This window comes from Pseudomonas sp. FP2196 (assembly GCF_030687715.1).
Taxonomy (GTDB): Bacteria; Pseudomonadota; Gammaproteobacteria; order Pseudomonadales; family Pseudomonadaceae; genus Aquipseudomonas.
In genome coordinates this window covers 1,252,590-1,277,778 of sequence record NZ_CP117445.1, presented here as the reverse complement: position 1 = coordinate 1,277,778, position 25,189 = coordinate 1,252,590, and the positions used below count along the sequence as shown (strand labels likewise).

The window sequence follows — 25,189 nt, the reverse complement described above, 5'->3', positions numbered from 1 at the left end:
CAAGTAAAACGTTGCACCTTTTCGGCATCAAAGCCTGCGACACCATGAAGAAGGCGCGCACCTGGCTCGATGAACACGCTGTCAGCTACGACTTTCACGATTACAAGACTGCCGGCATCGACCGTGAGCACCTGACTCAGTGGTGTGACGAGCACGGCTGGCAAACGGTGTTGAACCGTGCAGGCACGACCTTTCGCAAACTCGACGACGAACGTAAAGCCGATCTCGACCAGTCGAAAGCCATCGAACTGATGCTCGCTCAACCCTCGATGATCAAGCGCCCGGTGCTCGATCTCGGTGACCGAACCCTGATTGGCTTCAAGCCAGACATCTACGCGGCCGCGATCAAATAAGCAGCCCGTCACTTTTTTGTAGAGGTATTCTCATGTCCAATTCCCTGTTCAGCATCGCTTTCGGTGTCGGCACCCAGAACCGTCAAGGCGCGTGGCTGGAAGTGTTCTACGCACAGCCACTGCTCAATCCTTCGGCCGAACTGATCGCTGCCGTTGCGCCGATCCTCGGTTACACCGAAGGCAACCAGGCCATCACCTTCACGACCGCACAGGCTGCGCAACTGGCTGAAGCCGTCAAAGGCATTGACGCGGTTCAAGGCAAGCTGCTGACCCGTCTGGCCGAAAGCCACAAGCCACTGGTCGCCACGCTGCTGGCTGAAGATGCGCAACTGACCTCGACACCTGAGGCCTACCTCAAGCTGCACCTGCTGTCCCATCGCTTGGTCAAGCCGCACGGCCTGAACCTGGCGGGTATCTTCCCGCTGCTGCCGAACGTAGCGTGGACCAGCCAGGGTGCAATCGACCTGAGCGAACTGGCCGAACTGCAACTTGAAGCCCGTCTGCGCGGCGAGCTGCTGGAAGTGTTCTCGGTGGACAAGTTCCCGAAAATGACCGACTACGTGGTACCGGCCGGCGTGCGTATCGCTGACGCCGCACGTCTGCGTCTGGGCGCTTACGTCGGTGAAGGCACCACCGTGATGCACGAAGGTTTCATCAACTTCAACGCCGGCACTGAAGGCCCGGGCATGATCGAAGGCCGCGTATCCGCAGGCGTCTTCGTCGGTAAAGGTTCGGATCTGGGCGGCGGTTGCTCGACCATGGGCACCCTGTCGGGCGGCGGCAACATCGTGATCAAGGTCGGCGAAGGCTGCCTGATCGGCGCCAACGCCGGTATCGGCATTCCGTTGGGCGACCGCAACACCGTCGAGTCGGGTCTTTACGTGACCGCCGGCACCAAAGTAGCGCTGCTGGACGAGCACAATAATCTGGTCAAAGTCGTGAAGGCGCGTGAACTGGCCGGTCAGACCGACCTGCTGTTCCGTCGCAATTCGGAAACCGGTGCCGTGGAGTGCAAAACCCACAAGTCGGCGATCGAACTGAACGAAGCACTGCACGCTCACAACTAAGTGCCGCGATGACTTCCTGTGGGAGCAAGCTTGTTAGCGAAGCTTTGGGTGGCCTTAAGGTCCTCTTCGCGAGCAAGCTCGCTCCCACAGTGTCTTGTGCATGGGCCGAATGAAATGATGATTCCCTCCCCCTGGCGTGCCGATTTCCCGGCCATCGCCGCCCTGCAACGGCAAGACCAGACCTATCTGGACAACGCCGCCACCACGCAAAAACCTCAGGCCCTGCTCGATGCGCTGGCGCATTACTACGCCAACGGCGCGGCCAACGTGCATCGTGCGCAGCACCTTCCCGGTGCCCATGCCACGCAAGCGTTCGAAGACAGTCGGCTCAAGGTGGCCCAGTGGCTGAATGCCGGTGACAGCGGGCAGATCATCTTTACCCACGGCGCCACCAGTGCGCTGAATCTCCTGGCGTATGGCCTGGAGCACCTCTTCCATCCGGGCGATGAAATTGTCATCAGCGCTCTGGAGCATCACGCCAACCTGCTGCCCTGGCAGCAACTGGCACAACGGCGCGATCTGAAACTGGTGATCCTGCCGCTGGATGACGACGGCGTGATCGACCTCGCTGCCGCCGTGCACCTGATCGGCCCGCGCACCCGTTTGCTGGCGGTCAGCCAGTTGTCCAACGTGCTGGGCGCGTGGCAACCGCTGCCGGCGCTGCTGGGCATGGCCAAGGCGCAGGGTGCGTTGACCGTGGTCGATGGCGCCCAAGGCGTGGTGCACGGTCGGCATGACGTGCAGACGTTGGGTTGCGACTTTTATGTGTTTTCCAGCCACAAGCTGTACGGCCCCGATGGCCTCGGTGTTCTGTTCGGGCGCAATAAAGCGCTGGAACAGCTGAAGCCGTGGCAGTTCGGCGGTGAAATGGTGCTGGAAGCCAACTATCACGATTCGCGCTTCCGCCCCGCCCCGCTGGGTTTCGAGGCGGGCACGCCGCCGATTGCCAGCGTGATCGGCCTCGGTGCGACCCTCGATTACCTGGCAGGGCTGGATCAGGAAGCCGTGTCCGCCCATGAAGCGGCGCTGCACGACTATCTGCTTCGCGGCCTCGCTGCCCGCAATGGCATTCGCCTGCTGGGCAAGCCACAACTGGCGCTGGCCAGTTTTGTCGTCGAGGGCGTACACAACGCCGATCTGGCGCATCTGCTGACCGAGCAAGGCATTGCCGTGCGCGCCGGGCATCACTGCGCCATGCCGCTGTTGAAACGCTTTGAGCTGGCCGGGGCGATTCGTGTATCGCTGGCGTTGTACAACGATTCGGAAGATCTGGAGCGCTTTTTTGAAGCGCTGGATCAGGCACTGGAGTTGTTGCGATGAGCCTGCCGACTGACGCCGCCGAGGCGCTTCAAACCTTTCAGAATGCTGCCGGTTGGGAACAGCGGGCGCGATTGCTGATGCAGTTCGGTGATCGTCTACCGCCGCTGAGCGACGCGGATAAATGCGATGCCAACCGGGTGCATGGCTGTGAAAGCCAAGTGTGGTTGGTGGGTGAGTTGCAGGACGGCCACTGGCAATTCAGCGCCAGCAGTGATGCGCGGATGATTCGCGGGTTGGTGGCGTTGCTGCTGTTGCGGGTCAATGGTCTGAGCGCTGCTGAACTGCAGCAAGTGGATCTGCCGGACTGGTTCAGTCAGTTGGGGCTTTCGCGGCAGTTGTCGCCGTCGCGCAGCAATGGCCTCAATGCGGTGCTCCAGCGGATGAATGAGTTGGCATGTTAATCGCCATCGCTGGCAAGTCAGCGCCCACAGGGTTCGATGGTGTTCATAGATGCAGTGAACTGACCCAATACCTGTGGGAGCTGGCTTGCCAGCGATGAGGCCATAAGCCCCAGCATCAAACCTGAGGCTTGACCCGATCCGCCGGGCGCCGAACCCCAGCCACAATCTTATCCACAGCCTTGGTCGCCGCGACCATGCCGAACGTCGCCGTCACCATCATCACCGCACCAAACCCGCCCGCGCAGTCCAGTTTCACGCCATCACCGACAAAACTCTTCTGCAAACAGATGCTGCCATCCGGTTTCGGGTAGCGCAGTTGTTCCGTGGAAAACACGCAAGGCACGCTGTAATGACGGGTCACGGTGCGCGAGAAACCGTAGTCACGACGCAGCGTAGATCGCACTTTCGAAGCCAATGGGTCGTTGAATGTGCGGTTCAGATCGCAGACCTGAATCAGCGTCGGATCGATCTGCCCACCCGCACCACCCGTGGTGATGATCTGGATTTTGCGGCGTTTGCACCAGGCGATCAGCGCAGCCTTGGCGTTGACGGCGTCGATGCAGTCAATCACGCAGTCGATGTCCGGCGTGATGTATTCGGCCATGGTGTCGCGAGTGACGAAATCCGCCACCGCATGGACGGTGCAGTCCGGATTGATCCCGCGCAGACGCTCGGCCATCACCTCGACCTTGGCTTTGCCGACGGTGCTGTCCAGCGCGTGCAACTGACGGTTGGCGTTGCTCACGCAAACGTCATCCAGATCGAACAGGGATATTTCGCCCACGCCGCAACGGGCGATGGCTTCCGCCGCCCAGGAGCCGACGCCACCGACGCCGACGATCGCCACATGGGCCGCGCGCAAGCGCTCCATGCCTTCGATGCCATACAAACGGGCGATGCCTGCAAACCGCGGATCTTCTGTACTCATGACCATTACCCCAAAAACCGGCGCGCATTATAGGGCTACGCAGCGACAAGTTTTAACCTTCGATCTACAAGTGTAAGAACTTAAGTCAAAGCGGATTGCCCAATATCAGGCATTTCCCGGTCTGTTGTACGACATGCGAATTACCGGTGTAGGATGCGCGCCCCATTGGCGTATAGCCTACCGATCCTCCGTTCCACAGCCTTTGGAACCCGAAACAGCTATGTCATCGCGTAAATTTGGTCTCAACCTGGTGGTGGTTCTGGCAATCGCCGCCCTGTTCACCGGCTTCTGGGCGCTGATCAATCGCCCGGTCTCCGCGCCCAACTGGCCGGAGCAGATCTCCGGTTTCTCTTACTCGCCCTTCCAGCAGGGTCAATTCCCGCAGAAGGATCAGTACCCTTCCGACGAAGAGATGCGCCGCGATCTGGAGATCATGAGCAAGCTGACGGATAACATCCGCATCTACTCGGTCGACGGCTCGCTGCAAGACATCCCGAAACTGGCGGAAGAGTTCGGTCTTCGCGTGACCCTGGGGATCTGGATCAGCCCCGACCAGGAGCGCAACGAGCGAGAAATCACCCGCGCCATAGAACTGGCGAACACCTCGCGCAGCGTGGTTCGCGTGGTGGTCGGCAACGAAGCGATCTTCCGTAAGGAAATCACTGCCGAGCAACTCAGCGTGTTGCTTGATCGTGTACGCGCGGCAGTGAAAGTCCCGGTGACCACCTCCGAACAATGGCACGTCTGGGAAGAACATCCGGAACTGGCCAAGCACGTCGACCTGATCGCCGCGCACGTCCTGCCGTACTGGGAATTCGTTCCCGTCGACAAGGCCGGCCAGTTCGTTTTCGACCGCGCCCGCGACCTGAAAAAGATGTTCCCGAAAAAACCGTTGCTGCTGTCCGAGGTCGGCTGGCCGAGCAACGGCCGCATGCGTGGGGGCGCCGATGCGTCGCCGGCAGATCAGGCGATCTACCTGCGAACTTTGGTCAACAAGCTCAACCGCCAAGGCTTCAACTACTTCGTGATCGAAGCGTTCGACCAGCCGTGGAAAGCCAGTGACGAAGGTTCGGTTGGCGCGTATTGGGGCGTGTTCAACGCCGCGCGCCAGCAGAAATTCAACTTCGAAGGACCGGTGGTGGCGATCCCGCAATGGCGCGTACTGGCGGTCGGTTCGGTGGTATTGGCGCTGTTGTCGCTGACCCTGCTGATGATCGACGGCTCGGCCTTGCGCCAGCGTGGCCGGATCTTCCTGACCTTCATCGCATTCCTTTGCGGGTCGGTGCTGGTATGGATCGGTTACGACTACAGCCTGCAATACAGCACCTGGTTCAGCCTGACAGTGGGCTTCCTGCTGGCGCTCGGGGCGCTCGGGGTGTTTATCGTGTTGCTGACCGAAGCCCATGAACTGGCCGAAGCCGTGTGGATTCACAAACGTCGACGGGAATTCCTGCCCGTGGAGGGCGATTCCAGCTACCGGCCAAAAGTCTCGATCCACGTGCCTTGCTACAACGAGCCGCCGGAGATGGTCAAACAGACCCTCGACGCCCTTGCCGCCCTTGATTACCCGGACTACGAAGTCCTGATCATCGACAACAACACCAAGGACCCGGCCGTCTGGGAACCGGTGCGCGACTACTGCGAAACCCTCGGCCCGCGCTTCAAGTTCTTCCACGTCGCGCCATTGGCAGGTTTCAAGGGCGGCGCGCTGAACTACCTGATTCCGCATACCGCCAAGGACGCCGAAGTGATTGCGGTAATCGACTCCGATTACTGCGTGCATCCGAACTGGCTCAAGCACATGGTGCCGCACTTCGCCGACCCGAAAATTGCCGTGGTGCAGTCGCCGCAGGATTACCGCGACCAGAACGAAAGCACCTTCAAGAAGCTCTGTTACGCCGAGTACAAAGGTTTCTTCCATATCGGCATGGTCACCCGTAACGACCGCGACGCAATCATCCAGCACGGCACCATGACCATGACCCGTCGTTCGGTGCTCGAAGAACTGGGCTGGGCCGACTGGTGCATCTGTGAAGACGCCGAACTGGGTCTGCGCGTGTTCGAAAAAGGCCTGTCGGCGGCGTATTACCACGACAGCTACGGCAAGGGTCTGATGCCGGATACGTTCATCGACTTCAAGAAGCAGCGTTTCCGCTGGGCTTACGGCGCCATCCAGATCATCAAGCGTCACACCGCCAGCCTGCTGCGCGGCAAGGACACCGAACTGACCCGTGGCCAGCGTTACCACTTCCTCGCGGGCTGGTTGCCGTGGGTCGCGGACGGCATGAACATCTTCTTCACCGTCGGCGCACTGTTGTGGTCGGCGGCGATGATCATCGTGCCGCAACGGGTCGATCCGCCACTGTTGATCTTCGCGATCCCGCCATTGGCGCTGTTCGTGTTCAAGGTCGGCAAGATCATCTTCCTGTATCGCCGCGCGGTGGGCGTGAACCTGAAAGATGCATTCTGCGCGGCGCTGGCAGGTCTGGCGTTGTCGCACACCATCGCCAAAGCGGTGCTGTACGGCTTCTTCACCAGCAGCATTCCGTTCTTCCGCACGCCGAAAAACGCCGACAACCACGGCTTCTGGGTGGCGATTTCCGAAGCGCGGGAAGAGCTGTTCATCATGCTGCTGTTGTGGGGCGCGGCGCTGGGGATCTACCTGGTGCAGGGTATTCCAAGCAACGACATGCGCTTCTGGGTAGTCATGTTGCTGGTGCAATCGTTGCCGTACCTGGCGGCATTGATCATGGCGTTCCTGTCGTCGCTGCCAAAACCGACAGCGGCGCCTGAGCCGGCAACCGCGTAATCGATTATTGGATAACGTCAAACGGCGGCCTTCGGGTCGCCGTTTTGCTTTAGAATGGTCGCCTTTTTCAATGCCAACAACCCTGTAAGAGCTGCCGCAGGCTGCGATCCTTTGATTTTGTTTTTTAAATCAACAGCAAGATCAACAGATCGCAGCCTGCGGCAGCTCCTACAGGTTTACCGTGCGCACCCCGGAGTTATTACATGACGGCCCACGCCGACCTTTCGCCGACCCTCCAACTCGCCATCGACCTGATCCGCCGTCCGTCCGTGACGCCGGTCGACGCCGATTGCCAGAAGCAGATGATGCAGCGCCTGGGTGATGCCGGTTTCACCCTGGAACCGATGCGCATCGAAGATGTGGATAACTTCTGGGCCACCCACGGCAACAGCGAAGGCCCGGTGCTGTGCTTCGCCGGTCACACCGACGTAGTGCCGACCGGCCCGGTGACCGCATGGCAGATCGACCCGTTCAACGCCATCATCGATGAACACGGCATGCTCTGCGGCCGTGGCGCGGCAGACATGAAAGGCAGCCTGGCGTCGATGACTGTTGCCGCCGAGCGCTTCGTCGCCGACTACCCGAACCACAAAGGCAAAGTCGCGTTTCTGATCACCAGCGACGAAGAAGGCCCGGCGCACCACGGCACCAAGGCAGTGGTTGAACGTCTGGTCGCGCGTAGCGAGCGTCTGGACTGGTGCATCGTCGGCGAGCCGTCGAGCACCACGCTGGTGGGTGACGTGGTGAAAAACGGCCGTCGCGGCTCGCTTGGCGCCAAACTGACCATCAAGGGTATTCAGGGCCACGTGGCCTACCCGCATCTGGCGAAGAACCCGATCCACCTCGCTGCTCCGGCGCTGGCCGAATTGGCCGCCGAGCACTGGGATCACGGCAACGACTTCTTCCCGCCGACCAGTTTCCAGATTTCCAACGTCAACTCCGGCACCGGCGCGACCAACGTGATTCCGGGCGACTTGGTGGCGGTATTCAACTTCCGCTTCTCCACCGAATCCACCGTCGAAGGCCTACAGAAACGCGTGGCCGACATCCTCGACAAACATGATCTGGACTGGCACATCGACTGGGCGCTGTCCGGCCTGCCATTCCTCACCGAGCCGGGCGCACTGCTCGACGCGGTGTCGTCGAGCATCAAGGACATCACCGGCCGCGAGACCAAGGCATCTACCAGCGGTGGCACTTCCGATGGCCGTTTCATCGCGACCATGGGCACCCAAGTGGTTGAACTGGGCCCGGTCAACGCGACCATTCACCAGGTCAACGAGCGTGTGCTGGCGGCCGATCTCGACGTGCTGACCGAGATCTACTACCAGACCCTGATCAAGTTGCTCGCCTGATGCTTGCGTGCCCGATCTGCAGTGAGCCGCTGAATGCGGTGGACAACGGCGTGGTCTGCCCCGCCGGGCATCGTTTCGACCGTGCGCGTCAGGGTTACTTGAACCTGTTGCCGGTGCAGCACAAGAACAGCCGCGATCCTGGCGATAATCAGGCGATGGTCGAGGCCCGCCGTGATTTCCTCAACGCCGGCCATTACGCGCCGGTGGCCAAGCGTCTGGCGGAGCTGGCAGCGAGTTATGCGCCGGCGCGCTGGGTCGATATCGGCTGTGGCGAGGGTTACTACACCGCACAAATCGCCGAAGCCCTGCCGGATGCCGATGGCTACGCGCTGGACATCTCCCGCGAAGCGGTCAAACGCGCCTGCAAACGCAATCCACAACTGACCTGGTTGATCGCCAGCATGGCCCGCGTGCCATTGGCGTCGGGCAGTTGCCAGTTTCTCGCCAGCGTTTTCAGTCCATTGGACTGGGAAGAAGCCAAGCGTCTGCTCAGCGTTGGCGGCGGTCTGATGAAAGTCGGCCCGACCAGCGGCCATCTGATGGAACTGCGCGAACGTCTGTACGACGAGGTCCGCGAGTACACCGACGACAAGCATCTGGCCCTGGTGCCGGAAGGCATGGCGCTGGCGCACAGCGAGACGCTGGAGTTCAAGCTGACGCTGGACAAACCAGAGGATCGCGCCAATCTGCTGGCAATGACGCCTCACGGCTGGCGCGCCAGTGCCGAGCGTCGCGCGGCGGTGATCGAACAGGCCGAGCCGTTCGAGACCACCGTGTCGATGCGCTACGATTATTTCGTTCTTCAATAACTTTTGGTCTCGGGCAAGTGCCCGGGGCCGGCTAAATCCGCGAATGGATTTTTCAGACCCGCAGTGAGGACATCCATGCGCCAACCGGACATCGAGATTTACCTGAAAGACGCCGACGTCGACCACAAGGCCATTTCCGCCTGGCTGGGCGAAGCGCTGGGCCCGTGCAGCGACTGGGTGCAGAAAGGCCAGACCTACAAGTGCAAGGCCGGCAACATCCCGGTGACCTGGCTGCCCAAAGCCGTAGGCAAATGGAACAGCCTGTATCTGGAAAGCGATGCGACGCCATGGGACGACGACATCGCCTGCGCCCGCGCCGCATTCGCCGCGCTGAATGTCGAAGTGCGCTGTGCGCCGGGGACGTGGGTCGAGGAAGAAGGTGAGGAAACGGCGGATCGCTGGATTCGCATCAGCGCCGACGGCGAAGAAGAAATCACCTGGAAGACCGCTTAAAAAGTAAAAGATCGCAGCCTTCGGCAGCTACAGTTTGGAATGCATCCCCTGTAGGAGCTGCCGAAGGCTCGGGCCGCGATCGGACGATCTTTTGATCTTGAAGATTACAGGCCTACAACATCCTCAGCCTGCAAACCCTTCTCCCCCGTGATCAACGCATACTCGACCTGCTGGCCTTCGGTCAGTGACCGATGCCCTTCGCCGCGAATCGCGCGGTAGTGCACGAACACATCCACCCCGTCCTCGCGCTGAATGAAGCCGTAGCCCTTGGCGTCGTTGAACCACTTCACGTTGCCGGTTTCGCGTGTTGCCATCTGTTCATACTCCTTTCTTATTATTGAACAGGCTTTTCGCAGGAAAGCCTTTGAGGAACGTCAGCCTGCGTCCGACGTCCATAAAAGGGCCCCGGCGACAGAGCGCCGAGTATATGACAGGCACGAAAACTCTCAACAGGAGTTTACTTCGCTGCTTTTTTGCCGATTTTCAGCGAATCCGGCACACTAGCGCCCACCCGAGCAAACGCTCGGTTTTATTCACTCACGCAGAAGCCGTATGACCCGTTCCCCGTTTCGCCGTCTTGTGTTTGGCACCTTGCGCCGACTGTTGTACCTCTGGGTTCGCTCGGAGACGATCAACCAGTCGTCGTTCACCCTCAACCTCGACCGCAGTCGTCCGGTGTTCTACGTCCTGCAAAACCCATCGCTCACCGATCTGGCCGTGGTTGATACCGAGTGCACCAAGGCCGGCCTGCCGCGTCCGGTTTTGCCGGTGTCGGTGGGTCCGTTGATCGAACCGGCGGCATTCTTCTACCTGACGCCTGACCCGGACTGGCTCGGCCGTCAAGACAAGCGCGGTGCGCCGCCGACCCTGACCCGACTGGTCAGCGCCCTCACCCAGAACGCCGCCGAAGACGCGCAGATCATTCCGGTCAGTGTGTTCTGGGGTCAGTCGCCGGACAGCGAAAACAGTCCGTGGAAGCTGCTGTTTGCCGACAGTTGGGCGGTCACCGGGCGCCTGCGTCGCCTGTTGAGCATCATCGTCCTCGGGCGCAAGACCCGTGTGCAATTCTCCGCGCCAATCCACCTGCGCGAGTTGATCGAACACAACAAGGGCCACGAACGCACCGTGCGCATGGCCCAGCGGATCCTGCGCGTACACTTCCGCAACCTCAAGGCAGCGGTGATCGGTCCGGACATTTCCCACCGCCGCAACCTGGTCAAAGGTCTGCTCAACCAGCCGCTGGTCAAGCAAGCGATCCTCGACGAAGCCGAGCGCGAAAACATCTCCCCGGAAAAGGCCAAGGCCCAGGCGCTGCGCTACGGCAACGAGATCGCCTCGGACTACACCTACACCGCGATCCGCTTCCTTGAAGTGGTGCTGAGCTGGTTCTGGAACAAGATCTACGACGGCATCAAGGTCAACCACATCGAAGGCGTGCAGAAGGTCGCCCAGGGTCACGAAGTAATCTACGTGCCGTGTCACCGCAGCCACATCGACTACCTGCTGCTCTCGTACTTGCTGTTTCGCAACGGCCTGACCCCGCCGCACATCGCCGCCGGGATCAACCTCAACATGCCGGTAATCGGCAGCCTGCTGCGCCGTGGCGGTGCGTTCTTCATGCGCCGCACGTTCAAGGGCAATCCGCTGTACACCTCGGTGTTCAACGAATACCTGCACACCCTGTTCACCAAAGGCTTCCCGGTCGAGTACTTCGTCGAGGGTGGCCGCTCGCGCACCGGGCGCATGTTGCAACCGAAAACCGGGATGCTCGCGATCACGATGCGCAGCTTCCTGCGTTCGTCGCGCATGCCCATCGTGTTCGTGCCGGTGTACATCGGCTATGAGCGCGTGCTGGAAGGTCGCACCTACCTCGGCGAGTTGCGTGGGGCGAGCAAGAAGAAAGAATCGATCTTCGACATTTTCAAAGTCATCGGCGCGCTCAAGCAGCGCTTCGGTCAGGTCGCGGTCAACTTCGGCGAGCCGATCAAACTGGCGGAGTTCCTCGACGCCGAGCAACCGGACTGGCGTCAACAGGATCTCGGCCCGCAGTTCAAACCGGCATGGCTCAACGAAACCACCAATCGCCTCGGCGAGAAAGTCGCGCAGCATCTGAACGAAGCGGCGGCGATCAACCCGGTCAATCTGGTGGCGCTGGCATTGCTGTCGACCACTCGCCTGGCGCTGGACGATCGCGCCATGGCGAGGGTGCTGGACCTGTATCTGGCGCTGCTGCGCAAGGTGCCGTACTCGCCACACACGACATTGCCGGAAGGCGATGGCCGCGCGCTGATCGAACATGTAAAGGACATGGATCTGCTGGCCGAGCAAAACGATGCGCTGGGCAAGATTCTTTATCTGGACGAGCAAAATGCCGTCCTGATGACCTACTACCGCAACAACGTGCTGCACATCTTCGCCCTGCCGGCGCTGCTGGCGAGTTTCTTCCAGAGCACCTCGCGCATGAGCCGCGAACAGATCCTGCGCTACACCCGCGCGCTGTATCCGTACTTGCAGTCGGAGCTGTTCATTCGCTGGAGCCTGGAAGAACTCGATGCGGTGGTCGATCAGTGGCTGGAGGCCTTCGTCGAACAAGGCCTGCTGCGTTTCGAAAAAGACCTGTACCTGCGCCCGGCGCCAAGTTCGCGACATTTCGTATTGCTGACCCTGCTGTCGAAGAGCATCGCGCAGACCCTGCAACGCTTCTACATGACCGTCTCACTGCTGCTCAACGCCGGCCAGAACACCGTCAGCGCCGAAGAGCTGGAAGACCTCTGTACGGTCATGGCACAGCGCCTGTCGATCCTGCATGGCCTCAACGCCCCGGAGTTTTTCGACAAGAGCCTGTTCCGCCACTTCATCCAGACCCTGCTCGACCTCGACGTGCTGCGCCGCGACGAAGCCGGCAAGCTGAGCTACCACGAACTGCTCGGCGAACTGGCCGAAGGTGCGGCCAAGCGCGTGCTGCCGGCGGACATTCGTTTGTCGATCCGTCAGGTGGCGCTGCACCGCAGTGAAGATGCGGCCGATCAGGTCGCCACACCGCCCGAGGCTTAACGAACAACCTGTAGGAGAGAGCCTGCTCGCGAAGCGCTCTGCCAGTGGCCATCATCGGTGACTGTCACAACGCAATCGCAAGCAAGCTCGCTCCCACACTGAAAGGAGAACACCCGATGAAAAAACTGACCATTTTCGCTGCCGCTGCCCTGCTCAGTGCCTGCCAATCGAACACTCCCGCCGGTAAAGCCAGCCTCGACGGCGAGGTGTTCTACCTGCAACGCATCGCCCTGCCACCGAGCGCCACCCTGAGCGTGAGCCTGCAAGACGTGTCACTGGCCGATGCGCCAGCCGTGGTACTCGACGAACAGAAAGGCCCGGTCAAAGGCCAGGTGCCGCTGCCGTTCCACTTGAGCTACGATCCGGCCCAGGTCAAACCTGGCCATCGCTACTCGGTCAGCGCGCGCATTGAGGTCAACGGTGAGTTGATGTTCATCACCACCGAAAACCATGCCGTGCAACTCGACGGCAACGACCCGCAGCCGCTGAAAATCCGCGTCGACGCCGCTCGTTAATTCATTTTCTGGAACAAGGAAGCTGCCATGCTCCGCCCTACCCTTCGCTTCGCCGGCCTGTGCGCGGGCCTGATGATCTCCGCCAGCGCCATGGCACTGTCGCTCAGCGACCTGTCACAACAAGACGCCACCGGCGGCCTCAAGGACGCCCTGACCCAAGGCGCGCAAATCGCCGTCAAACAACTCGGCACCCCTGGCGGTTTCAGCAATAACCCGGACGTAAAAATTGAACTGCCGGGCAAACTCGGTAAAGCCGCCAGCAAGATGAAAGCCTTTGGCATGGGCGCCCAGGTCGAAGAACTGGAAACCGCGATGAACAAAGCCGCGGAAAGCGCCGTGACCCAGGCTCAGCCAATCCTCGTCGACGCTGTGAAGAAAATGAGCGTGGCCGACGCCAAAGGCATCCTCAGCGGCGGCAACGACTCGGCCACCCAATACCTGGACAAATCCAGCCGCGAACAGATCCGCGCCAAGTTCCTGCCCATCGTCAAACAAGCTACCGACAAGGTTGGCGTAGCGCAGAAATACAACGCCTTCGCCGGCCAGGCTGCGACCTTCGGCGTGGTAGACGCTAAGAGCGCCAACGTCGAAAACTACGTCACCGAACAAGCACTCAATGGCCTGTTCGAAATGATCGGCAAACAGGAAGAAACCATTCGCCAGAACCCGGCTGCTGCGGCGACGAGTCTGGCGAAGAAGGTGTTCGGGACGTTGTAAACTCCCCTCCCAACAAAAAGCCCGCTGACCTTCACAGGTCCAGCGGGCTTTTTTATGGTTGATATCTTTATTCCCTGGAACTGCGGCAGGCTTCGATCTTTTGATTTTTGTTTGTCTGAGATTTTGGGGTTTTGGGATTGGTTTTTTTTGGGCATATCCGTTGCTGCGGTTAGGGCTTCTGGCGGTTTCGCTCTTACAGCGAGTCCCTTTTTCAAACGCCAAAAAGGAACCAAAAGGCTTTGCCCCCGGCGTACGGCACTTCGCTGAGGCTCAGTGTTCCCTCGCTACGGTGTCCATCCGGGGGCATCGCCTCCGGTTTGCTGCGCTGCACCTCCTCTCGATGTATGCGGCTTCGCCGCACGGCGCTTCGCACCTAACCCCCGGATGAACACCTCCGCTCGGCCTGCCGATGGGGGCAAAAGATCAAGATCAACGTCAAAAGCCAAAGCCAAAGCAGATCGAAAGATCGCAGCCTTCGGCAACTTCTAGTGTGAGGAGGAGTTCGCCAGGAAAGGATTGGTCGGCTGTCAGGCCGCCATCGCTGGCAAGCCAGCTCCCACAATTTCGGCTGAGTGCATTCAGGCAGAGATTGGGTGGCTGTCAGGGCGTCATCGCGAGCAGGCTCACTCCTACAGTGGGGTCGCGTACTTCTGAAAGAAACAGGTCGGCTGTCAGGCCGTCTTCGCGAGCAATTTCACTCCCACAGAAAAGCAAAAGCAAAAGCAAAAACAGCACCCACCTCGCCACACATCACCCCGCGTCGCTTCTCACCACTCAACAGGATGAGCGTTAGCTCGGCTGCAGCTCTTGATCTTGCAGTACCGGCCCCTTCGGCAGGCTGAGTGGAGGGATTGATCCGGGGGGGGGGGGCGCGTAGCGCCGTTCGACGAAGTCGAATACATCGAAAGGAGGTGCAGCGAAGCAAACCGGAAGCGATGCCCCCGGATCAATTCCGCAGCGAAGGAACCCCGAGCCCCAGCGAGCGGGCCGAACGCCGGGGCCCAGACCTTTGGTTCCTTTGGGGCGTTTGCCAAAGGGACTCGCTGTAAGAGCGAAACCGCCAGCGGCAACACCCGCAGAAACGGATATTCACCCAAAACCCCCAGAGCATGGTCGGCCCAAAGGCCGCCAAGCCCCAAGAAGATCACCCCTCCCGACGCACCCTGAACCAGGCCGCATACAAAGCAGGCAAAAACAAAAGCGTCAGCGCCGTAGCCACAATCAACCCGCCCATGATCGCCACCGCCATCGGCCCAAAAAACACACTGCGCGACAACGGAATCATCGCCAGCACCGCCGCCAACGCCGTCAGCACAATCGGCCGAAAACGCCGCACCGTCGCCTCGATAATCGCCTGCCAAGGCCTGAGCCCAGAGGCAATATCCTGCTCGATCTGATCCACCAGAATCACCGAATTACGCATGATCATCCCGGACAGCGCGATCGTCCCCAACATCGCCACAAACCCGAACGGCTGCCGGAACACCATCAAAAACAGCACCACCCCGATCAACCCCAACGGAGCCGTCAAAAACACCATCGCGGTGCGCGAAAAACTGCGCAACTGCACCATCAGCAACGTCAGTACCACCACGATGAACATCGGCACCCCGGCATTCACCGACTTCTGCCCACGCTCCGAATCCTCCACCGTCCCACCAACATCCAGCAGATACCCGTCCGGCAATTCAGCGCGAATCGAATCCAGCGTCGGCATGATCTGCTTCACCAGCGTCGCCGGCTGCTCCTTGCCATAAATATCGGCACGCACCGTCACGTTCGGCAGCCGATTACGATGCCAGATGACGCCTTCCTCAAAGCCATACTCCAGCGTTGCGACCTGCGACAGCGCCACACTGCGGCCGTTATCCGTAGGCACCGCCAGACTCGGCAACAAAGACAATTCAGTACGCTCATGCACCGTGCCGCGCAGCAGAATCTCGATCAACTCATTGTCTTCGCGATACTGACTGACACTCGACCCGGTCAACGAACTCTGCAGGAATTTCGCCAGATTGGCAGTGCTCACCCCCAGTGCCCGGGCGCGATCCTGATCAATGTTCAAGTACACAACCTTGCTCGGCTCTTCCCAGTCCAGATGCACATTGACCACATGCGGATTCTCGCGAACCTTGGCCGCGACCTTGCGCGCCAGAGCGCGGACTTCTTCGATGTGTTCACCGGTAACGCGGAACTGCACCGGATAGCCAACCGGCGGGCCGTTTTCCAAACGCGTCACTCGTGAACGCAACGCCGGGAATTGCTCGTTCAGCGTGCTGATCAACCAGGTACGCAGCGTTTCACGCTCCTCGATGTTCTTCGCCAACACCACGAACTGGGCAAAACTTGCCGCGGGCAATTGCTGATCCAGCGGCAGGTAGAAACGCGGCGACCCGGTGCCGACATAGGCCACATAGTTGTCGATGCCAGCGTGATCCTTGAGCATCGCTTCCAGGCGTTTGACCTCACCGGTGGTGTTCGCCAGCGAAGCGCCTTCAGCCAGTTTCAGATCGACCATCAGCTCCAACCGATTGGAGGCCGGAAAAAACTGCTGTGGCACGAAGCGGAACAGCATCACCGACGCGATAAACAGCCCCACGGTCAGCACAATGACGGTTTTACGGTGAACCACACACCATTCCACCAAACGACGAACCCGCTGATAGAACGGTGTGCCATAAGGGTCGGGCTGACCGTCGCCGGTACCGTGTTTGGCCGCGTGAATTTTCGCCAGATCCGGCAGCAGTCGCTCCCCCAGATAGGGCACGAACATCACCGCCGCCACCCAGGAAGCAAGCAGCGCGATGGTCACCACCTGAAAGATCGAACGGGTGTATTCGCCCGTGCCGGACTGTGCCGTGGCAATCGGCAGGAAACCGGCGGCAGTGATCAGCGTACCGGTGAGCATCGGGAACGCGGTACTGGTCCAGGCGTAGCTCGCGGCCTTGATGCGGTCGAAGCCCTGCTCCATTTTGATCGCCATCATCTCCACGGCGATGATCGCGTCATCCACCAGCAAGCCCAGCGCCAACACCAGCGCGCCGAGGGAAATTTTGTGCAGACCGATGCCGAAGTAATACATGCAGGCGAAGGTCATCGCCAGCACCAGAGGAATGCTCAGCGCCACCACCATGCCGGTGCGCACACCGAGAGAAAAGAAGCTCACCAGCAACACAATCGCCAGCGCCTCGACCAGCACCTGGACGAACTCGCCCACGCCGGTTTTCACGGCTGCCGGTTGGTCAGAAACCTTGCGCAACTGCATGCCGGCCGGGAGGTTCTTCTGGATGCGTGAGAATTCGCCTTCCAATGCCCTGCCGAGCACAAGAATGTCGCCGCCGTCCTTCATTGCCACGGCCAGACCAATCGCGTCTTCAGCCATGAAGCGCATGCGCGGCGCCGGCGGATCGTTGAAACCGCGCCGCACATCGGCGACATCGGAGATGCGGAACGTACGATCGCCGACCCGGATCGGGAAGTTCTTTATCTCGTCGACCGTCTGGAAATTCCCCGAGACCCGTAACTGCAAACGCTCACTGCCAGTCTCAAAGAACCCAGCCGTAGACACCGCATTCTGTTCTTCCAGCGCCTGCTGCACTGCCGCCAGCGGCAAGCCGAGGGTGGCGAGTTTAACGTTGGACAGCTCGACCCAGATCTTCTCGTCCTGCAACCCCAACAGATCGACCTTGCCGACATCCTTGACCCGTTGCAGCTGGATCTGGATGCGGTCGGCATAATCCTTGAGCACGGCGTAGTCAAAACCGTCGCCGGTCAGCGCGTAGATATTGCCGAAAGTAGTGCCGAATTCATCGTTGAAAAACGGCCCCTGAATCCCCGGCGGCAGGGTCTGGCGGATGTCGCTGACCTTCTTGCGCACCTGATACCAGAGATCGGGGATCTGGTTGGAGTGCATCGAATCGCGGGCGATAAACGTGACCTGGGATTCGCCGGGACGAGAGAACGAAACGATGCGTTCGTACTCGCCGGTTTCCATGAGTTTCTTTTCGATGCGCTCGGTGACCTGACGCGAGACTTCCTGAGCCGTCGCGCCCGGCCAGCGAGTCTGGATCACCATGGCCTTGAAGGTGAACGGCGGGTCTTCGCTCTGGCCGAGTTTGGTGTAGGACAACGCACCGACGATGGCCAGCAAAAGCATCAGGAACAATATGATCTGGCGATTACGCAGCGCCCATTCGGAAAGGTTGAAGCGCATCGGGACTTACTCCTTGTCCGCCAGATTGACCACACGGTTGGAGCGATCCACCGGACGCACCTGCTGCCCTTCGAGCAGCACATGAACGCCGGCGGCGACCACCCAATCACTGGCCTTCAAGCCTTCGAGCACCGGTACGGTTTTCTCGCCGAACGGGCCGACGCGCACCGGGGTCTTCTTCAGCGTGTTGTCGGTGTTGACGACCCAGACGTAGGTCGCGCCGTTTTCCGCTGTCAGCGCCGAAAGCGGTACCGACAGCGGTACGACATCGGTGGACTGCACAAATACCCGGGCGCTCTGGCCAAGTTCAGCCGGTACTTTGCCGCTGGTGAAAGAAATGCGCGCGGCGAAGGTACGGGATTTCGGATCGGCCGCCGGCGACAGCTCGCGAATCTGTCCGGCGAAGCGCTGGTTCTGCTGAGTCCAGAGTTCGACGGTCACCGGCTGACCAACCTTGAAGCGGCCGAAACTTTGCTCGGGCAGGCTGATCAGCACTTCACGCTCACCATCAGTGGCGAGGGTGAACACGGTTTGTCCGGCGGCCACCACTTGCCCGACTTCCACCGAACGCTTGGCGACCACACCGTCCTGGGGCGCACGCAACACGGCGTAACTGGCCTGGTTGGTCGAGACGTTGAATTCGGCTTTGATCTGCTTGAGGCGTGCTTCGCCGGAGCGATAGAGGTTTTCGGCATTGTCATAGGCCGAGCGACTGACCATCTGCCGGTCCATCAGGGTCTTGTAGCGATCACGCTCGGCGCGTACCAGATTCAAGTTAGCTTCGGCGGCGGCGACTTGCGCGCGAGTGGCTTCCAATTGCAGGCGCACGTCTTGCGGATCGAGTTCAGCGAGCGGCTGATCAGCCTTCACCCGTTGGCCCTCATCGACCAGTCGTCGGCTGACTTTACCGCCGATGCGGAACGCCAGATCAGGTTCATAACGCGCGCGAACTTCACCCGGATAACTTTCCATTGCCTGTGCCGAAGGCTCTGGCTGGACCACCATGGCCGGTCGTACGGCAACTTGTACCGCCGCTTCCTGGCCACACGCGGACAATAAAAAAGCCAGAGTGACTGGCAATGCAAATGGCCACGTGAGGTGCAGTGCATGGCGGAACATGATGACGGACCTTTCGCTAATGGTGCTTGGAATAATTATACTGGCCGGTATGTTATTAATAGCAAACTCACCAGTCCAGTATTAAAAGCGAAGAATGTCGAACAATCTTTCAGCTCCAAACGGTCCGGGCCGCCCCAAGGATCTGGCCAAGCGCCAGGCAATCCTCGATGCGGCGAAAATTCTGTTTTTGAGTCATGGCTATGCCAACACCAGCATGGACGCGGTGGCCGCTGAGGCTGGCGTTTCGAAGTTGACGGTCTACAGCCATTTCAACGACAAGGAGACACTGTTCTCCGCCGCCGTGGTGGCCAAATGCGAGGAACAATTACCACCGCTGTTCTTCGAATTGCCCGAAGGGATTGCCGTGGAAAATGTGTTGCTGAACATTGCCCGGGGCTTTCATCACCTGATCAACAGCGATGAATCGGTGAATTTGCACCGCCTGATCATGGCGCTGGGCAGTCAGGACCCGAAGCTGTCGCTGATCTTCTTCGAAGCAGGTCCGCAGCGCATGGTGCAAGGGATGGAGCGGCTGTTGACGCGCATCCACGAGACCGGCGCGTTGAGCATCGATCTGCCGCGCAATGCCGCCGAGCATTTCTTTTGCCTGATCAAGGGCGCGGGGAATTTTCGTTTGTTGTATGGGTGTGGAGAGCCGTTGACTGAGGAGGCAGCGGAAAGCCATGTGCAGGAAGTTGTAGCGTTGTTTATGCGCGCCTATCGGCCCTGACTTCTGCGGTGTCGGCACTGACGCCATCGCTGGCAAGCCAGCTCCCACAAGGATTTGGGTGTGATCACAAACTGTGTACACACCACCAAACCCTGTGGGAGCTGGCTTGCCAGCGAATGGGGGCGCCTCGGTATCAGGCCTTGAGAGCCTTCTTTGGGTAAATGTCATACCGGCTGGACTTGCCATCCAGCGCATGACTCGGTTTCGGCCCGTCAATGCACGGCGCCTTGCGCGGTCGCTTGACCACCACCCGGTGCGTCGCCAAGGCCAGCGCCGCTTCAAGCAACGCCGGCGCATCCGGATCATCGCCCACCAGCGGCCGGAACAGGCGCATTTCCTTCTTCACCAGCGCAGTCTTCTCGCGATGGGGAAACATCGGGTCGAGGTAGATCACCTGCGGCGGCTCACCTTCCCAGTTGCGCATGACTTCGATGGAGTTGCCCTTGAGCAATTTCATCCGCGCCACGATCGGCGCCACGTCGAAATCTTCCCCCGCACGCGCCAGACCATCCTCCAGCAATGCGCCGATCAGTGGCTGACGCTCGATCAGGCTCATCTCGCAGCCCAGACTCGCCAGCACGAATGCATCCTTGCCCAGCCCCGCCGTGGCATCCAGCACTCGCGGGCGCACGCCTTGGGCAATGCCGACAGCCTTGGCGATCATCTGCCCGCTGCCGCCGCCGTACAAACGACGATGCGCCGCGCCGCCCTCGACGAAGTCCACCCGCACTGGCCCCGGCGCATCAGGCCCCAGCTGTTGCAGCTGCAAACCCTGCTCGCCGACCTGCAAGGCGAACTCGCCGTCAGCCACCTGCAGTGGCAGGCCCAAGCGTTCGGCCCACTGCTTGGCTTGCGCTTCAAACGTCGGGCCAAGGGCCTGGACATGGATGCGGCAGGCCGCGGGTTGCTCAATCATGAAAACACGCTCAAAAAAGTTAAGGATCGGCAAAAAGTGGCCGATAAACCAATCAACGCGCATTTTGCCAGAGCTGAGCGGCAACCGAAAAAAATGTCAGGCATTCTTCCCACATCGATTGGCTACATCTCGCCCCATGGCGACTTCAGCCGTCAAAACACTCAAGCACTGAGCGGCGTCAGTCACCTGTGGCAGGATTTCTTTGCCCAGGCGATGGCCGAACAGACGAGTGAAGTGGTGCCGGCGTGTGGCACGTTTCCCCCGGTTGACCTCAGCAGCACTGAAGAACCGACTATCGGCAGCGAGTTGCACGCACACATCATCGAGCAGCGTGAATGCAATGTCGTAGAAACCGAAGTACGCCCACCAGAGCCACTGTTCCTGCCGATCGCCGAGTTCGAAACGGAGCTGCTGGACAAGCCGTTCCCTCCGTTCCCGCCGGAAGAACTCAAGGCTCAGCAATCGCAGCAAGACTTCGACAGCAGCTGGGTTCGCCCGATCGTGATCAACAACGGTCAGCCGATTCCCGAGCCGGGTGCCGCGCCGCAGAAACGTCCGCTCTACCTGCCGATTGCCGAATTCGACCTGGATCTGCTGCAAAAGCCTTACCCGCCATTCCCGCCGGAAGAAATCGTCGAGCAGCAGAAAGCGTTGGACTTCGATAACGGCTGGGCACGTCCTATCGTTCTGCAGAACCTGCGCATCGCCGCCTGATCCTCAGCGACACACGCTCCAGCGCCCGACATCGACATGAAAGTGATTGCGATGGGCGGCGTTGTAATCCGGACTCAACACCACACTGAACGCCTCGCAGGCGCCATCGCGCACCTCGCGCAGAAATTTCGCGTCCTGATTTTGCTTCGGCCAATCCTTGAGCACACTGATGGTTCGGCCATCCGCCAGCCGAAACCCGGCGATATCCAATGCATCGGCGCTGGCATGGCGGCTGAGGGCGCCGCTCTCGCGGTTGTAGATATTGCGGCAAGCGAAGCTGCCGAGGTGATCGAGGCGCGCAACCTTTTGGCCGTAAGCAGACTGCGCGGCGGGTTGCAGAGTGTGGCGTTCGAACATCGCGTAGGCGACCGCCAACGGGCAACTGGCGAGGAAGCTGCCGCTCAGCGCCACCTCACCGCCCTGTACGCGCAAGGCGCCAATCAACGGGCACTTCGCGTCAGGGCTGTCGGATTGCGGCGTGAAGCGCAAAGCGGAGCTGCGCAGAGCCTGAGCGCAAAGTTCTGGATCGCCGCGCAAGCGCATCAGCTTGTAACCGGTCAGCCAGTTGGGCGTCGCTTTCACATTCAGTGGCGCCCACGGATTCCATTCGGGAGGTACGTCCAGCCAACCGCGCCAGACACCGATCAAAGCGCCGCCGATGATCAGCAAGACGGCTAGCGCAAACCAGCGCCCCATGCTCAACCTTTGAAAAACTGGTTGGCCCTGGCGTACGGCATCGACTGCGAAGTGAAGCCGAAGGTGCCCGACTGCTGGATCTCTTCAGCGGCGCGGAAGAACTCGCCGTAAGCCGCCAACGCCAGAGCAGAACCGGTACTGATCCGCCGCACGCCGATTTCTTCGAGTTGCTGCACGGTGAGTTTCAAACCACCGGACATCAACACATTCACCGGTTTCGGCGCCACCGCGCGCACCACTGCCAGGACTTCTTCGGCGTTACGCAAACCCGGCGCATACAACACGTCGGCGCCGGCCTCGGCGAAGGCCTGCAAGCGGCGAATGGTGTCGTTGAGGTCGGGATTACCGTGCAGATAGTTTTCCGCACGGGCAGTCAGGATGAAAGGAAACGGCAGCGTGCGCACGGCAGCGACGGCGGCTTCGATCCGCGCCACGGCGTGCTCGAAGCAATAGATCGGCGCGTCTGCACGGCCCGTGGCGTCCTCGATTGAACCAGCCACTGCGCCCGCCTCGGCCGCCTGCAACAAACTGTTCGCGCATTCGGCCGGATCATCGGCAAAACCATTTTCCAGATCCACCGCCACCGGTAGATCCGTCGCCGCGACAATCGCCCGGACATTGGCCAGGGTGTCGTCCAGGCTCAAGGCTCCGTCGGCTTTGCCTTGGGAAAACGCATAACCGGCACTGGTGGTCGCCAATGCCTGATAGCCCAGACTGGCGAGCATCTTCGCGGAACCTGCATCCCACGGATTGGGAATAACGAAGATTCCCGGACGCTCATGCAGGGCTTTGAAGGCGTGGGCTTTACGGACTTGTTCTGTACGGGCTTGGGCATCCATTGACAGTCTCCGGGGCAGGAAAACGAGTGCGCCTCAGAGCAAGCCAAGCTGCTCCGCGGCGGGCTCTCTGTATAGCTCAGGCAGAGATGGCAGGCCAGGCAAACGTTGCATCAGTTGTGCGTGAAAACGTTGCGCCAGCTTCGCCGCCAACAGGTTGTCGGCGGTGTGCAAGAAGATATATGGGGTGCGGCCCTCTTCGATCCACTCGGCGATTTTCGCTACCCATGGCACGAGGAACGAATCGTTGGCCTCCAGCTCGGGATGACCAATGAAGCGCACTTGCGGGAACTGCGTGAACGCCGCAGGGCGCGTCGGCACCCGGGGCTTTTTCGATTGCGCGTGAATCACCGAAGACTCGGTCGACAGACAGCTGAACAGCGCACGCGGGTCGAGACAGATGCGCTCGACACCACGATCCAGCAACAGCCGGTTGAGCAGCCGCTCGCTCTCGCCCTTGGCAAAGAACTGTTCGTGGCGCACTTCCACCGCCAGGGGGCAGTCCAGCGCATCGATGAACGCCGCCAGTTCCGGCAGCCGATGCGGCGTGAAGCTTTTCGACAATTGCAGCCACAGCGGCGCGACACGCTCGCCGAGGGGTTTGAGTAACTGGAGGAAAGTTTCAGCGGCGGTCAGTTGCTCGCGCAAGTCACCGCTATGGCTGATGTCGCCAGGGAATTTGGCAGTGAAGCGAAAGTGCGCAGGCATGATCTCGGCCCAACGCTGCACGGTGGCAGGCGAAGGGCTGGCGTAGAAGGTCGTGTTGCCTTCAACGGCGTTGAATACTTGGCAATAGTGGCCGAGGAAGTCAGAGGTTTTGGCGTCTACCGGGTACAGATACTCGCGCCAGGCGTTTTCGCTCCAGGACGGGCAACCGAGGTAATAAGGCAGATCCATCAGATGTACAGATCGAGGCCCAGCACGTCCGCATCCCAATCGACAAAACCAGCGGTGCTGAGGTAGCTGGCCAGCGCCATCGCCACGCTCTTCTTCATCGCACGATGGTAGATCATGTCTTGCTGACGGGCAGGCAGATTGCTCAGGCGTTGTGCCGAGGCTTTGGCTGCGCGGGCGGCCAGTTGCTCTTCGGTCGGGAATTCCAGCTCGCCGTCGATATCGTCGACGGATTCATCCAGCGCGACATTGCCTTTGCGAGGCTTGCGCTTGATGGGGTAGGACTGAGAGGAAAGGCCGTCTATACGCATAAATTCATGCTCGGTATCGATGATGGCAATTTAGCGGCACTTGACCGACTTAGCAAACTGCCGAGTGATAACTAGAACACATAAAGCGCAAAAGGTTTAAAGCGGGGGGTTAGAAACTGACGATTGGCGCCAGAAGATCAAAAGATCGCCGCCTGCGGCAACTCCTACAGTGGTAATGCGATCCCTGTAGGAGTTGCCGCAGGCGGCGATCTTTTAAAGCTCAACGAGCCTTGGGGGTGGCCACTTTGTCACGCAGGTAAACCGGCTGAGCATCATCGGCCGGGATCGACTCACCGCGTTCCCAGGCGAAGCGCGCCAGGGTCAGCAGGTCTTCGGCGTGGGGCAGCATGCCGGCGTCGGAACCCGTCAGATTGACCGCTATGCGCTCGCCGTACCCCCAACCGGTGCCCGCACCGAACCAGTCGCCGCTGGCATCGGCCGGCAGCGCCGCGACTTCCGGTGGCAGCACCGCCTCGACACCGGCAAGGCGCATCTCCCCGGCCGTCTCGCGGTAGCAGCCCCAATACACCTCGTCCATCCGTGCATCGATGGCGGCTGCCACCTGGCTCACGCCATGCTCACGAAACGCACGCTGCGCCAACACGGCAAGGTTGGACACCGGCAACACCGGCCGATCCAGCGCGAACGCCAACCCCTGCACCACGCCGATGGCGATCCGCACGCCGGTAAACGCCCCCGGCCCGCGACCGAACGCGATGGCATCCACCGCTTGCAACGTGGTGCCGGCGTCAGCCAGCAGTTGCTGGATCATCGGCAGCAGCTTTTGCGCGTGCAGGCGCGGGATCACCTCGTAATGGCTCGTGACCTTGCCGTCATGCAGCAAGGCAACGGAGCAAGCTTCAGTCGCGGTGTCCAGGGCCAGCAAGGTGCTCATCGATGTTTCCAAAACAGGTGGGGGAAAAGTGCGTCAGTATAAACAACTACGGCCCGCAAGCGGGCCGTGGATGATGCAGCGGAT

23 protein-coding genes are annotated in these 25,189 nt (G+C 60.4%); 13 read left to right on the top strand and 10 right to left on the bottom strand.

Features of this window, described 5'->3' with window-relative positions; translation table 11 throughout:
• The first annotated feature begins 44 nt into the window (after window positions 1-44).
• The 4 genes from PSH79_RS05640 to PSH79_RS05625 all read left to right on the top strand — a co-directional run bounded on the left by PSH79_RS05640 (window position 45) and on the right by PSH79_RS05625 (window position 3,141).
• Complete coding sequence (locus PSH79_RS05640; protein ID WP_305443884.1) at window positions 45-353, top strand: arsenate reductase; 309 nt, start codon at window positions 45-47, stop codon at window positions 351-353.
• Between the two features lie 32 nt (window positions 354-385).
• Window positions 386-1,420, top strand: a complete 1,035-nt coding sequence (gene dapD, locus PSH79_RS05635; RefSeq protein ID WP_305441638.1) for a 2,3,4,5-tetrahydropyridine-2,6-dicarboxylate N-succinyltransferase — start codon at window positions 386-388, stop codon at window positions 1,418-1,420.
• Window positions 1,421-1,534: 114 nt separating this feature from the next.
• On the top strand, window positions 1,535-2,740 hold the full coding sequence (locus PSH79_RS05630; RefSeq protein ID WP_305441636.1) for an aminotransferase class V-fold PLP-dependent enzyme: 1,206 nt from the start codon (window positions 1,535-1,537) through the stop codon (window positions 2,738-2,740).
• Entirely contained in the window at window positions 2,737-3,141 is a 405-nt protein-coding gene (locus PSH79_RS05625; RefSeq protein WP_305441635.1) for a SufE family protein, read from the top strand. The genes PSH79_RS05630 and PSH79_RS05625 overlap by 4 nt, the downstream gene beginning before the upstream one ends.
• Window positions 3,142-3,256: 115 nt before the next feature.
• Here PSH79_RS05625 and tcdA read toward each other — a convergent pair whose 3' ends face one another.
• Window positions 3,257-4,069, bottom strand: coding sequence for a tRNA cyclic N6-threonylcarbamoyladenosine(37) synthase TcdA (gene tcdA, locus PSH79_RS05620; protein ID WP_370872609.1), 813 nt, complete (start codon window positions 4,067-4,069; stop codon window positions 3,257-3,259).
• Between the two features lie 220 nt (window positions 4,070-4,289).
• Here tcdA and PSH79_RS05615 point away from each other — a divergent pair, with 220 nt between their 5' ends.
• The 4 genes from PSH79_RS05615 (at window position 4,290) to PSH79_RS05600 (ending at window position 9,495) form a co-directional block, all read left to right on the top strand.
• The gene (locus PSH79_RS05615; RefSeq protein ID WP_305441633.1) at window positions 4,290-6,878 is read left to right on the top strand and encodes a glycosyltransferase; all 2,589 of its coding nucleotides are present in this window, start codon (window positions 4,290-4,292) and stop codon (window positions 6,876-6,878) included.
• 203 nt (window positions 6,879-7,081) lie between these two features.
• Complete coding sequence (gene dapE / locus PSH79_RS05610; RefSeq protein WP_305441632.1) at window positions 7,082-8,233, top strand: succinyl-diaminopimelate desuccinylase; 1,152 nt, start codon at window positions 7,082-7,084, stop codon at window positions 8,231-8,233.
• Entirely contained in the window at window positions 8,233-9,042 is an 810-nt protein-coding gene (locus tag PSH79_RS05605) for a putative RNA methyltransferase (RefSeq protein WP_100847319.1), read from the top strand. Before dapE ends, PSH79_RS05605 begins: the two co-directional genes overlap by 1 nt.
• A 75-nt stretch (window positions 9,043-9,117) precedes the next feature.
• Window positions 9,118-9,495 (top strand): hypothetical protein, encoded by a 378-nt coding sequence (locus tag PSH79_RS05600; protein ID WP_007964251.1) that lies wholly within the window; start codon window positions 9,118-9,120, stop codon window positions 9,493-9,495.
• A gap of 104 nt (window positions 9,496-9,599) precedes the next feature.
• Here PSH79_RS05600 and PSH79_RS05595 read toward each other — a convergent pair whose 3' ends face one another.
• Entirely contained in the window at window positions 9,600-9,809 is a 210-nt protein-coding gene (locus tag PSH79_RS05595) for a cold-shock protein (RefSeq protein ID WP_277760767.1), read from the bottom strand.
• 238 nt (window positions 9,810-10,047) lie between these two features.
• On the opposite strand from PSH79_RS05595, the gene plsB reads away from it, so the two are divergent.
• The 3 genes from plsB to PSH79_RS05580 all read left to right on the top strand — a co-directional run bounded on the left by plsB (window position 10,048) and on the right by PSH79_RS05580 (window position 13,781).
• Entirely contained in the window at window positions 10,048-12,549 is a 2,502-nt protein-coding gene (gene plsB / locus PSH79_RS05590) for a glycerol-3-phosphate 1-O-acyltransferase PlsB (protein ID WP_305441628.1), read from the top strand.
• Between the two features lie 116 nt (window positions 12,550-12,665).
• The gene (locus PSH79_RS05585) at window positions 12,666-13,064 is read left to right on the top strand and encodes a YbaY family lipoprotein (RefSeq protein ID WP_305441627.1); all 399 of its coding nucleotides are present in this window, start codon (window positions 12,666-12,668) and stop codon (window positions 13,062-13,064) included.
• A 27-nt stretch (window positions 13,065-13,091) separates the two neighbouring features.
• Entirely contained in the window at window positions 13,092-13,781 is a 690-nt protein-coding gene (locus PSH79_RS05580; RefSeq protein ID WP_305441626.1) for a DUF4197 domain-containing protein, read from the top strand.
• Between the two features lie 1,144 nt (window positions 13,782-14,925).
• Here PSH79_RS05580 and PSH79_RS05575 read toward each other — a convergent pair.
• Window positions 14,926-17,994, bottom strand: a complete 3,069-nt coding sequence (locus PSH79_RS05575) for an efflux RND transporter permease subunit (RefSeq protein ID WP_305441625.1) — start codon at window positions 17,992-17,994, stop codon at window positions 14,926-14,928.
• Between the two features lie 6 nt (window positions 17,995-18,000).
• The gene (locus PSH79_RS05570) at window positions 18,001-19,113 is read right to left on the bottom strand and encodes an efflux RND transporter periplasmic adaptor subunit (protein ID WP_305441624.1); all 1,113 of its coding nucleotides are present in this window, start codon (window positions 19,111-19,113) and stop codon (window positions 18,001-18,003) included.
• A 94-nt stretch (window positions 19,114-19,207) separates the two neighbouring features.
• On the opposite strand from PSH79_RS05570, the gene PSH79_RS05565 reads away from it, so the two are divergent.
• The gene (locus PSH79_RS05565) at window positions 19,208-19,843 is read left to right on the top strand and encodes a TetR/AcrR family transcriptional regulator (RefSeq protein ID WP_305441622.1); all 636 of its coding nucleotides are present in this window, start codon (window positions 19,208-19,210) and stop codon (window positions 19,841-19,843) included.
• A gap of 133 nt (window positions 19,844-19,976) precedes the next feature.
• Here the strand turns inward: PSH79_RS05565 and PSH79_RS05560 are convergent, their stop codons facing one another.
• Window positions 19,977-20,759 (bottom strand): class I SAM-dependent methyltransferase, encoded by a 783-nt coding sequence (locus PSH79_RS05560; protein ID WP_370872608.1) that lies wholly within the window; start codon window positions 20,757-20,759, stop codon window positions 19,977-19,979.
• Window positions 20,760-20,852: 93 nt separating this feature from the next.
• Here PSH79_RS05560 and PSH79_RS05555 point away from each other — a divergent pair, with 93 nt between their 5' ends.
• Entirely contained in the window at window positions 20,853-21,473 is a 621-nt protein-coding gene (locus PSH79_RS05555) for an energy transducer TonB (RefSeq protein ID WP_305443882.1), read from the top strand.
• A 3-nt stretch (window positions 21,474-21,476) separates the two neighbouring features.
• Here PSH79_RS05555 and PSH79_RS05550 read toward each other — a convergent pair whose 3' ends face one another.
• From PSH79_RS05550 to tsaB, 5 genes are all read right to left on the bottom strand, one after another.
• Window positions 21,477-22,169, bottom strand: coding sequence for an extensin family protein (locus PSH79_RS05550; RefSeq protein WP_305441621.1), 693 nt, complete (start codon window positions 22,167-22,169; stop codon window positions 21,477-21,479).
• 2 nt (window positions 22,170-22,171) lie between these two features.
• Window positions 22,172-23,008, bottom strand: coding sequence for an oxaloacetate decarboxylase (locus PSH79_RS05545; protein WP_305441620.1), 837 nt, complete (start codon window positions 23,006-23,008; stop codon window positions 22,172-22,174).
• 33 nt (window positions 23,009-23,041) lie between these two features.
• Window positions 23,042-23,902 carry a DUF72 domain-containing protein gene (locus tag PSH79_RS05540; RefSeq protein ID WP_305441619.1) on the bottom strand — a complete coding sequence of 287 codons (861 nt, stop codon included), beginning with the start codon at window positions 23,900-23,902 and terminating at the stop codon, window positions 23,042-23,044.
• Window positions 23,902-24,210 (bottom strand): hypothetical protein, encoded by a 309-nt coding sequence (locus tag PSH79_RS05535; RefSeq protein WP_007908889.1) that lies wholly within the window; start codon window positions 24,208-24,210, stop codon window positions 23,902-23,904. The genes PSH79_RS05540 and PSH79_RS05535 overlap by 1 nt, the downstream gene beginning before the upstream one ends.
• Window positions 24,211-24,430: 220 nt before the next feature.
• Window positions 24,431-25,105, bottom strand: coding sequence for a tRNA (adenosine(37)-N6)-threonylcarbamoyltransferase complex dimerization subunit type 1 TsaB (tsaB, locus tag PSH79_RS05530; RefSeq protein ID WP_305441618.1), 675 nt, complete (start codon window positions 25,103-25,105; stop codon window positions 24,431-24,433).
• Window positions 25,106-25,189: the final 84 nt, after the last annotated feature.

Bases quoted from the DNA above. Each gene is read 5' to 3' on its own strand.
- PSH79_RS05640 (WP_305443884.1), top strand. From the start codon at position 45: ATGAAGAAGGCGCGCACCTGGCTCGATGAACACGCTGTCAGCTACGAC.
- dapD (WP_305441638.1), top strand. From the start codon at position 386: ATGTCCAATTCCCTGTTCAGCATCGCTTTCGGTGTCGGCACCCAGAAC.
- PSH79_RS05630 (WP_305441636.1), top strand. From the start codon at position 1,535: ATGATGATTCCCTCCCCCTGGCGTGCCGATTTCCCGGCCATCGCCGCC.
- PSH79_RS05625 (WP_305441635.1), top strand. From the start codon at position 2,737: ATGAGCCTGCCGACTGACGCCGCCGAGGCGCTTCAAACCTTTCAGAAT.
- tcdA (WP_370872609.1), bottom strand. From the start codon at position 4,069: ATGAGTACAGAAGATCCGCGGTTTGCAGGCATCGCCCGTTTGTATGGC.
- PSH79_RS05615 (WP_305441633.1), top strand. From the start codon at position 4,290: ATGTCATCGCGTAAATTTGGTCTCAACCTGGTGGTGGTTCTGGCAATC.
- dapE (WP_305441632.1), top strand. From the start codon at position 7,082: ATGACGGCCCACGCCGACCTTTCGCCGACCCTCCAACTCGCCATCGAC.
- PSH79_RS05605 (WP_100847319.1), top strand. From the start codon at position 8,233: ATGCTTGCGTGCCCGATCTGCAGTGAGCCGCTGAATGCGGTGGACAAC.
- PSH79_RS05600 (WP_007964251.1), top strand. From the start codon at position 9,118: ATGCGCCAACCGGACATCGAGATTTACCTGAAAGACGCCGACGTCGAC.
- PSH79_RS05595 (WP_277760767.1), bottom strand. From the start codon at position 9,809: ATGGCAACACGCGAAACCGGCAACGTGAAGTGGTTCAACGACGCCAAG.
- plsB (WP_305441628.1), top strand. From the start codon at position 10,048: ATGACCCGTTCCCCGTTTCGCCGTCTTGTGTTTGGCACCTTGCGCCGA.
- PSH79_RS05585 (WP_305441627.1), top strand. From the start codon at position 12,666: ATGAAAAAACTGACCATTTTCGCTGCCGCTGCCCTGCTCAGTGCCTGC.
- PSH79_RS05580 (WP_305441626.1), top strand. From the start codon at position 13,092: ATGCTCCGCCCTACCCTTCGCTTCGCCGGCCTGTGCGCGGGCCTGATG.
- PSH79_RS05575 (WP_305441625.1), bottom strand. From the start codon at position 17,994: ATGCGCTTCAACCTTTCCGAATGGGCGCTGCGTAATCGCCAGATCATA.
- PSH79_RS05570 (WP_305441624.1), bottom strand. From the start codon at position 19,113: ATGTTCCGCCATGCACTGCACCTCACGTGGCCATTTGCATTGCCAGTC.
- PSH79_RS05565 (WP_305441622.1), top strand. From the start codon at position 19,208: ATGTCGAACAATCTTTCAGCTCCAAACGGTCCGGGCCGCCCCAAGGAT.
- PSH79_RS05560 (WP_370872608.1), bottom strand. From the start codon at position 20,759: ATGATTGAGCAACCCGCGGCCTGCCGCATCCATGTCCAGGCCCTTGGC.
- PSH79_RS05555 (WP_305443882.1), top strand. From the start codon at position 20,853: ATGTCAGGCATTCTTCCCACATCGATTGGCTACATCTCGCCCCATGGC.
- PSH79_RS05550 (WP_305441621.1), bottom strand. From the start codon at position 22,169: ATGGGGCGCTGGTTTGCGCTAGCCGTCTTGCTGATCATCGGCGGCGCT.
- PSH79_RS05545 (WP_305441620.1), bottom strand. From the start codon at position 23,008: ATGGATGCCCAAGCCCGTACAGAACAAGTCCGTAAAGCCCACGCCTTC.
- PSH79_RS05540 (WP_305441619.1), bottom strand. From the start codon at position 23,902: ATGGATCTGCCTTATTACCTCGGTTGCCCGTCCTGGAGCGAAAACGCC.
- PSH79_RS05535 (WP_007908889.1), bottom strand. From the start codon at position 24,210: ATGCGTATAGACGGCCTTTCCTCTCAGTCCTACCCCATCAAGCGCAAG.
- tsaB (WP_305441618.1), bottom strand. From the start codon at position 25,105: ATGAGCACCTTGCTGGCCCTGGACACCGCGACTGAAGCTTGCTCCGTT.